We start from the raw sequence: 6,671 nt of genomic DNA on the forward strand, positions 1-6,671 counted from the left end.
ATCCAAATGGATGAGCCCCTCCCGCCATGGGGAGGAGCTGCCGGATCCCGCCGTCACCCCCGGCGCTTCAGCGCCCGGTTGACGCCCGACACCACCGCCTTGAGCGAGGCGGTGACGATGTTCTTGTCGATGCCGACGCCGAACAGCGTGGTGCCGTCGGCGAGGCGCAGCTCGACATAGGACACGGCAGTGGCGTTGGCGCCCGAGCCCATGGCGTGCTCGCGATAGTTGGCGACGTCGAAATCGAGGCCGCTGGTCCGGCGCAGGGCATCGACGAAGGCATCGATCGGGCCGTTGCCGCGCCCCGTCACGGCGATCTCACGGCCCTCGTCGGTGATGCGGGCCGTCAGCTCCTGCTCGCCCTGGTGGGAGAGGAAGGCGAAGCGGCCGTTGCCGTCGAGATATTCGGCGGAGAAGGCCTGCCAGAGGCGATCGGCCGGCAGCTCCACGCCCTCGCCGTCTGCGATGCCCTGCACCACCTTGGAGAACTCGACCTGCAGCAGGCGCGGCAGCTCCAGCCCATGCTCGCGCTCCAGGATATAGGCGATGCCGCCCTTGCCGGACTGGGAGTTGATGCGGATCACCGCCTCGTAGGAGCGGCCGAGGTCCTTGGGATCGATCGGCAGGTAGGGCACCTCCCAGACCGGCGAGGCGGACGCCTCGATCGCCTTGAAGCCCTTGTTGATCGCGTCCTGGTGCGAGCCGGAGAAGGCCGTGAACACCAGTTCGCCGGCATAGGGATGGCGCGGATGCACGGGGAGCTGGTTGCAGTGCTCGGCGACGCGCACCAGCTCGTTGATGTCGGAGATGTCGATCTGAGGGTCGACGCCCGACATGATCAGGTTGCCGGCCAGGGTGACGAGATCGACATTGCCGGTGCGCTCGCCATTGCCGAACAGCGTGCCCTCGACGCGGTCGGCCCCGGCCATCAGCGCGAGCTCGGCCGCCGCGACGCCGGTGCCACGGTCGTTGTGCGGATGCAGCGAGATCAGCACGCTGTCGCGGTTCTTCAGGTTGCGGCTCATCCACTCGATCTGATCGGCGTAGACGTTGGGCGTCGACATCTCGACCGTGAGCGGCAGGTTCAGGATCAGCGGGCGCTGCGGCGTCGGCTGGTAGATGTCCATCACTGCCTCGCAGATCTCCTTGGAGAAATCGAGCTCGGTGCCCATGAAGCTCTCGGGCGAATACTGGTGCCGGATGGCGCTCTCCATGCCGAGCTCGCGCGTCAGCTCGACGATCAGCCTGGCGCCGTTGACGGCGAGGTCGCGGATTCCCGCCCGGTCCATGCGGAAGACGATGCGCCGCTGCAGCTCGGAGGTGGAGTTGTAGAGATGGACGATGGCGGATTTCACGCCGCGCAGGCTTTCGAAGGTGCGGCGGATCAGGTCGTCGCGCGCCTGGGTCAGCACCTGGATGGCGACGCCGTCGGGGATGCGGCCGCTCTCGATCAGGAAGCGGGTGAAGTCGAAATCGGTCTGCGAGGCCGAGGGGAAGCCGACCTCGATCTCCTTGAAGCCCATCTTCACCAGGGCGTCGAACATGCGCAGCTTGCGCTCCTGGCCCATCGGCTCGATCAGCGACTGGTTGCCGTCCCTGAGGTCGACGGCGCACCAGACCGGCGCCTTGGTGATGGTCCTGGACGGCCAGGTGCGGTCGGGCAGGTCGACCGGCGGCCAGGGCCGGTACTTGCGGGCGTAATCCACGGACGGGGATACGGAAACGGATTGGGTGACGATGTTCATCGGGTCGGTCTCTTCAGCCGGTGGGAATGGCGGCCGGACTCATCGGTCCGCGGCGCGCCGGTCGGTCGAGGTCCCCTGAGCGCCCAGGCTGATGCCCGGCCGGCCCTCAGGGGCGGCTAAGGAGGAGGCCGTTGAGGACGAGCGCGACCGCGCGCGCTTTGGGCGCGGTGCGGGTCGTCAGGCTCTGTGCGGCGTCTGTCGCCACGGCTCTGTCCTCGATGCGAAAGGCGCGCCTGCAAGGGCCCGCGCCTCATCTTGCGTGGTGCTTGTACAGGCAGGCGGCCCGCTGGGCAAGAGCCACGCGCCAAGGTGCCACGCGCCAGGGCCGGGCGCTCTCCCGCGCCCGCCTCACTGGCGACAGAATGACGCCGGACAAGCGCATGTCATCAGGCGTGCATCGCCTAAGCCGAGTTTCTCGGATCGGAGCAAGGTTCCGATCCGAGAAACTCGGCTGAAACTTTAAAACTCTGCAGAATTTTCGAGTCCGCCCTGTGGGCGGCGCTCGGAAATTCTGCTTAGCGGGAATTCAGACATGCGCACAGCCGCGCTCGCCTCCCTTGTCCTCATCCTCGCCGCGCCTGCCGCCCGGGCCGATTGCAAGGAGGAGATCCTGACGGCTCTCGACCGTCTCACCAATGGCAGCCCCTACCGCTCCGAAGGGGTCGTGACCGCCGGGACCGGCCGCATCGAGCTGTCGAGCGAAGTGGTGCCGCCGGACGGGGTGCGCACGCGCCAGACCGTCGGCGACCGGACGTCCGAGATGCTGAAGATCGGCGATCGGATCTGGGTCAAGCGGCCTGAGGGATGGCGCGAGATGCCCGCGGCGATGGCGGCCAGCGTGGCGCAGGCCATGACCAACATGAAGATGCGCGCGCCCAACCTGGTCGCGGACGTCGATTGCTCCGGCGTCCGCTCGATCGACGGCAAGGACAGCCTCGTCTACACCTACAAGCTCGACCTGCCCGGCGGCTCGGCCAGCACCACCCTCTATGTCGACCCGGTGAGCCATCTGCCCGCGCGCATGCTGGTGGAGCAGGGCGGGGCGGACAAGCGCACGGTCGACACCCGCTACACCTATGACGCGAGCCTCAAGCTGGAGCCGCCGCAGGTCGATCCGGCGGCGAAGTGAGGGGCGGGCGGCGAGGCCCCGGCCGGCCTTGGTCGGGTCGCCGATCCGGCAAGCTTGCCGCCATTCTCCACATGCCGGTACAAAACCATGACCGGGAGGCGCGCCGGTCGCGTTCGGCGGTCAGGAAGGTTGGAGCGGATGCCCGCACTCTCGGTGACGGAGGCGCATGATCTGATCCGGTCCGCGCTGATCGGCAGCGGCACCTCCGCCGGGAATGCCGCCTATTTTGCGCAGGCCATCCTCGACACCGAGCTTTCCGGGCTCGACGGGCACGGCTTCTACTGGCTGCAATTCTATTGCCGGCACCTGCGCAGTGGAAAGGTGGACGGCAAGGCGGTGCCGCGGGTCGAAGCCGTGTCGGAGGTCGGCTTTCGCGTCGATGCCGGCCATGGCTTTGCCCATCCGGCGATCGAGGCCGGGTTCCGGCGCCTGATCCCGGCGGCGAAAGCCCATGGCGTGGCGGCGATGGGTGTCTACAACTCCTACAACGCCGCGACGCTCGGCTATCACACCGGCGTTCTCGCCCGCGCCGGGCTTCTGGGGATCGGCGCGACCAACGCGGTTCCGACGGTGGCGCCGGTCGGCGGACGGGTGCCGGTCATCGGCACCAACCCGATCTCCTATGCCGTGCCGGCGCCCGGCGGCGAGATCGCCTTCCTGGTCGATCAGTCCGCCACCGCCGTCGCCTGGACCGCGGTGAAGCGGGCGGCAGACGCCGGAGAGCCGATTCCGCCGGGCTGGGCGCTGGACCGGAACGGCGAGCCGACCACCGATGCCGAGGCCGGCCTGGCCGGGTCCATGGCCCCCGCGGGCGGGGTCAAGGGCTTCAGCATCGGCCTCCTGGTGGAGGTGCTTTGCGCCGCGCTGGCCGGCGGCCGTCTGGGGCCGGACCAGGGATCGTTCACCGAGGACGACGGACGGCCGATCGACAACGGGCAGTTCTTCCTGGCGCTCGACCCGGACGCGTTCTCGCGGGGCGGCTTTGCCCCTGCGGTCACCGCCCTGACGGCGTCGATCATGGCGCAGGACGGCGCGCGCCTGCCCAATGCGCGCCGCGAGGCCAGCCGGGAGCGGCTGGCGCGCGAAGGCCTGACCATCGACGCCGATCTCCTGGCGCGGCTGAGAGCCTTCGCATGACCGAAGCGGAGCTTGCGGAGTTCCTGCGGGTCGAAGGGCTGTGCGACGGGACGCCGGTCGTCGAGACGATGAAGGGCGGCTACCTCAACCAGGTGCTGCGGGTCACCGCCGGATCGCGCCGCCTGGTGGTCAAGCGCTTCGCCACGCCGATGGCGGGAACGCTGTTTCCCAACCTGCCCGCCGATGAGGCCGAAGCGCTGCGGCGGCTGGCCGGGCTGAGGGTCGCGCCCGATCTGGTCGGGTTCTGGCCGGAGCGCTCGATCCTGGTCTACGCCTATGTCGAGGGCGCGCCGTGGAGCGGCGATCCCGCCGCGGTGGCCGCCCTCCTGCGGCGCAAGGAGGCGGCCGATCCGGCGGGCTTTCGCCGCGTGCCGATCGATGCGGAGAGGATTCTGGCGGAGGGCGATGCGCTGTTCGCCCGCTGCAGGGCCGCGCCTTCCCAGCCGCGCCCTCGGGCCGCCCGGCTCGGCCCGCCCGCCCGGCTGTCGCTGATCCATACCGACATCGGGGCCGGCAATCTCGTCGGCGCGGGGGAGGCGCTGCGCCTGATCGACTGGCAATGCCCGGCGCAGGGCGATCTCAGCGAGGACGTGCACAGCTTCCTCTCGCCCGCCTTCCAGATTCTCAGCCAGAGGCCACCCTTCACCGCTGCCGACCGCGCGTCGTTCCTGACGGCGCTCGGTCGCGAGGACGTGGTCGAGCGCTATGCGCGGCTGCGCCCGGCCTATGCCTGGAGGATGGGCGCCTATTGCAGCTGGCGGGCCGAAGTCCTGACCGATCCCGAGATCTGCGCCCGCTATCGCCGGGCGGCGGCGGCGGAGCTGGGTGACATGGAGCCGCTCGAATGATCGTCGACGCGACCATTCACAGCTTCAGCCTCTGGCACCATTTCGCCCACAAGCCCGGCTTCGACGCCCTCGCCTATGCCGACCTCGCGGCCTCGCTCGGATTTTCCGGCATCAGCCTCTCGTTGAACGACCCGAATTACCGCCATCTCGGCGGCCGCGAGCCCGAGCGCATGGAGCGCCTGCGCCGCCATCTGGAGACACTGGCGTTCAGCCTCGAGGTCGATACGTCGGGGACCGATCCGGCGCACATGTCGGAACTCTTGGGCGTGGCGAGCCTCATGGGGGCGACCAGCCTGCGCACCTATACCCGCCATCAGGGCACGCCCGCCGAGATGGCCGAGGCGACCGCCCGCGACCTCGGCGCTGTCATGCCGAAGGCGGGCGCTCTCGGGATCGTCGTCGTGCTGGAGAACCACGAGGACTTCACCGGTCCCGAGCTTGCCGGGATCGTCGAGCGCGTGGGCCATCCCAACCTCAAGATCCTCTATGACTACGGCAATTCGCAGATGGTCCTGGAAGATCCCGAGGCGGCCCTGGACGCGGTCCTGCCGCATGTCCACTCGGTTCACCTCAAGGACCATGTGATGGTGCGCCCCGAGCACGCCGGGCGCCTCACCGTCGCCGGCGTGCCCGTCGGCGACGGCTTCCTGCCGCTGGAGCGCCTGACGCGGCGCCTGCTCGACCAGGGACTGCGCCGGATCACCTTCGAGAATGTCTGGGCCTACAGCGCCCCGATCCGGCCCGGCCGCATGCCGATGGACGGCGTCGTGCCGGGCGAAGGGGCGTTCGCCTTCCTCGAGCCGCCCTTCGATCCCGCGCGCATCGTTCTCGACCAGTCGAGGCTTGCTCCCGACCGGCTGGTCGCCCTCGAGCATGACGCGCTGCTCCGCGGCGTCGCAGTGTTTCGCCGGATCCTCTCCCGCCTGGGATGCGAAGGACGCTGGCGCCGGGCCGGCTGATGTCTCCGGCCAGCGTGCCGCCCCTGTGACGCGGCGCTGACGCGCGGTCGTGCCGAAGGCGCGCACGGCGTGCGGCGGAGCTTTTCGCCGAACCTGCGGCATCCCGCGCCGGGAGCGATCGTCCGGCCAGCGATCGCGAATTGTCGTTTTGCCATCGAATTTTTCGATGTCAGTCACGCAATTGCAGCATTGCGATTCGACATTCATTGCGGTTTCCCGCACAGGCCATGTCCGGCCGACGGGAGCCCGAACGGGCGATCGAGCCCTGTCCAATGTCCACGTGGAACCAGGAGGCGATGGCCATGGTCTCGATCGGTGGGATCAGCGAGCGGGATGGCTCGATGCCTGTCCGGCGCGGCGTTTCGTCATCGATTTCGGATGGCGTGTTCGCGGGCTTCGCCCGATGAGCGGTGCCGTTTCTCTCGCGTCCGCCGGGAAGGGGCCGAGGCACGACGGCGGCGGGGCGGCGGTTCCGCCGCTTGCCTCCGTCATCGGCCGGCTGCGGCTTGCCGACGCGCTCGTCGCCTATGCGCTGGCCGGTCCCGCCTTCCTGCTGCTCGTCCTGCTGTTCTTCCTGCCGGTCGTCGCCGTCATCGTCATCGCGCTCACCGACTGGCAGTTCGGGGCCCGGACGCTCGCCTTCGTCGGCCTGGCCAATTTCCGCGAGGTCTTCGCCGACGAGGGCTTCCGCGCCTCGCTGGTCAACACCCTCGTCTACGTGCTGATCGTCGTGCCGGGCACCGTCGTCCTCGGCCTCATCATCGCGCTCCTCATCGAGAGCGGAAAGTCCTGCCGCGCCTTCTACCGCGCCATCCACTTCCTGCCCTTCATGGCGACGCTCGCCGCCATGGCC

At 69.2% G+C, this 6,671-nt stretch carries 6 protein-coding genes; 5 read left to right on the forward strand and 1 reads right to left on the reverse strand.

Features of this window, described 5'->3' with window-relative positions:
* Positions 1-53: 53 nt before the first annotated feature.
* Complete coding sequence (gene leuA / locus QO011_RS30495) at positions 54-1,745, reverse strand: 2-isopropylmalate synthase (RefSeq protein ID WP_307280866.1); 1,692 nt, start codon at positions 1,743-1,745, stop codon at positions 54-56.
* 532 nt (positions 1,746-2,277) lie between these two features.
* On the opposite strand from leuA, the gene QO011_RS30500 reads away from it, so the two are divergent.
* The 5 genes from QO011_RS30500 to QO011_RS30520 form a co-directional block, all read left to right on the forward strand.
* Positions 2,278-2,874: a hypothetical protein gene (locus tag QO011_RS30500; RefSeq protein WP_307280868.1), complete on the forward strand. Its 597-nt coding sequence runs from the start codon at positions 2,278-2,280 to the stop codon at positions 2,872-2,874.
* A gap of 138 nt (positions 2,875-3,012) precedes the next feature.
* The gene (locus QO011_RS30505) at positions 3,013-4,011 is read left to right on the forward strand and encodes an Ldh family oxidoreductase (protein ID WP_307280870.1); all 999 of its coding nucleotides are present in this window, start codon (positions 3,013-3,015) and stop codon (positions 4,009-4,011) included.
* Positions 4,008-4,859, forward strand: a complete 852-nt coding sequence (locus QO011_RS30510; RefSeq protein WP_307280872.1) for a phosphotransferase — start codon at positions 4,008-4,010, stop codon at positions 4,857-4,859. Before QO011_RS30505 ends, QO011_RS30510 begins: the two co-directional genes overlap by 4 nt.
* Positions 4,856-5,818: a sugar phosphate isomerase/epimerase family protein gene (locus QO011_RS30515; RefSeq protein ID WP_307280874.1), complete on the forward strand. Its 963-nt coding sequence runs from the start codon at positions 4,856-4,858 to the stop codon at positions 5,816-5,818. The genes QO011_RS30510 and QO011_RS30515 overlap by 4 nt, the downstream gene beginning before the upstream one ends.
* 403 nt (positions 5,819-6,221) lie before the next feature.
* On the forward strand, positions 6,222-6,671 hold a 450-nt coding region (locus QO011_RS30520), incomplete at its 3' end, for a carbohydrate ABC transporter permease (RefSeq protein WP_370882033.1).

It is taken from the genome of Labrys wisconsinensis (genome assembly GCF_030814995.1).
Taxonomy (GTDB): Bacteria; Pseudomonadota; Alphaproteobacteria; order Rhizobiales; family Labraceae; genus Labrys; species Labrys wisconsinensis.